Annotated in this window: 2 protein-coding genes; one reads left to right on the top strand and one right to left on the bottom strand. The window is 56.4% G+C overall.

The window, feature by feature from the left end; translation table 11 throughout:
* Nucleotides 1–41: 41 nt before the first annotated feature.
* Nucleotides 42–431: a MarR family winged helix-turn-helix transcriptional regulator gene (locus AC3WOE_RS30490; RefSeq protein WP_492696302.1), complete on the bottom strand. Its 390-nt coding sequence runs from the start codon at nucleotides 429–431 to the stop codon at nucleotides 42–44.
* Between the two features lie 130 nt (nucleotides 432–561).
* On the opposite strand from AC3WOE_RS30490, the gene AC3WOE_RS30485 reads away from it, so the two are divergent.
* Nucleotides 562–921 carry a hypothetical protein gene (locus AC3WOE_RS30485; RefSeq protein WP_492696301.1) on the top strand — a complete coding sequence of 120 codons (360 nt, stop codon included), beginning with the start codon at nucleotides 562–564 and terminating at the stop codon, nucleotides 919–921.
* The last annotated feature ends 126 nt before the right edge of the window (nucleotides 922–1,047 follow it).

Genomic DNA, 1,047 nt, shown 5'->3' with positions numbered 1-1,047 from the left:
TTGAGGAAAACAGCAACGGCAACTATCGAATACCGCCCACATCAATCCGGTTGATTAACCGGGAAGTCCCTGTAGAGGGTTAAGCAGGTTGGCGATGCCCAAATTGCCTGCAGCAGGGGTAGGGTGCGGCGCGCCTTGGAGCTCAGCGCATAAAGCCTTCGCCGCGCGTCTTTCGGGTCCGCTTGAGGTGCGATCCAGTCCTGCGCAAGCATCAACTTCAGCGTCTGAGAGGCCGCCGGCTGGCTGACCCTCGTCATTGAGGCAAGCTGGCCTACCGTCAGCGCAGGCTCGTCGAGGAGAGCAAGCAGCATTGGCGTAAAGCGCTGCCGCCAGTCGAGGCCTTCTTTCCTGTACGCGCAGTCGAGTTCATTGTCCAGTAGCTCGATTAGAGTGCGGAGTTGCGCGCCAAGGTGGAGGTGGAGACCTATCATGCCGAGCATCTAATGTGAGCCGATGAATGAGCGCCCGAGCACATATTGAGCCCACACTTTAAGGGCGGCGTGGGGTAGCCGTGAGTTTTGATTCATAGTACGCTTAGACGGATTTAAAAAGAGGAACGTGATGCGACTTCTGCTTCTTGCTATGCTGGGATTTGCCGCCCTATGTGGAGGATGCGCTACTGCTCCCCCCAAGGCAGTTACTGTGCCGGAACCAACGAACAATGTGCTTCAAACTGCTGAGTGTGCGGAATTAGGAGACATCGATCTCAGCACGTTTGGAAAGCTGAAATTTGATCCGTTTCCTTACGGCTGGACGCAGGCGCTCATTGATGTTGAGCGCGGCGTGGTTGTCAATGTCGTAATCCTTGATTCCAGCCCCAAAAAGCTTTTCGACCCTCAGGCCGTCGCCATGCTTAAGAGCTGGACTTTTCCGTCTGGTGCTTCGGCCCGTGGATGTTTCATCAGCCACAGATGGGATTGATTGGTATGCGTCCGGCCAACTCGCCTTGAACCGTCGGGCTGAGGCAGCCAGGATGGTGTCCACCAACGCAAATAGGTGGACACCATGTCAGACGCCAAGCCGGCCAGTCGCCGGCGTCACCATGCA

This window comes from Roseateles sp. FW305-36, assembly GCF_058787015.1.
This window is presented reverse-complemented; position numbering and strand designations above follow the sequence as displayed.

What these genes read in the sequence shown, in the direction of transcription:
- AC3WOE_RS30490 (WP_492696302.1), bottom strand. Translation starts at nt 431, where the DNA reads ATGATAGGTCTCCACCTCCACCTTGGCGCGCAACTCCGCACTCTAATC.
- AC3WOE_RS30485 (WP_492696301.1), top strand. Translation starts at nt 562, where the DNA reads ATGCGACTTCTGCTTCTTGCTATGCTGGGATTTGCCGCCCTATGTGGA.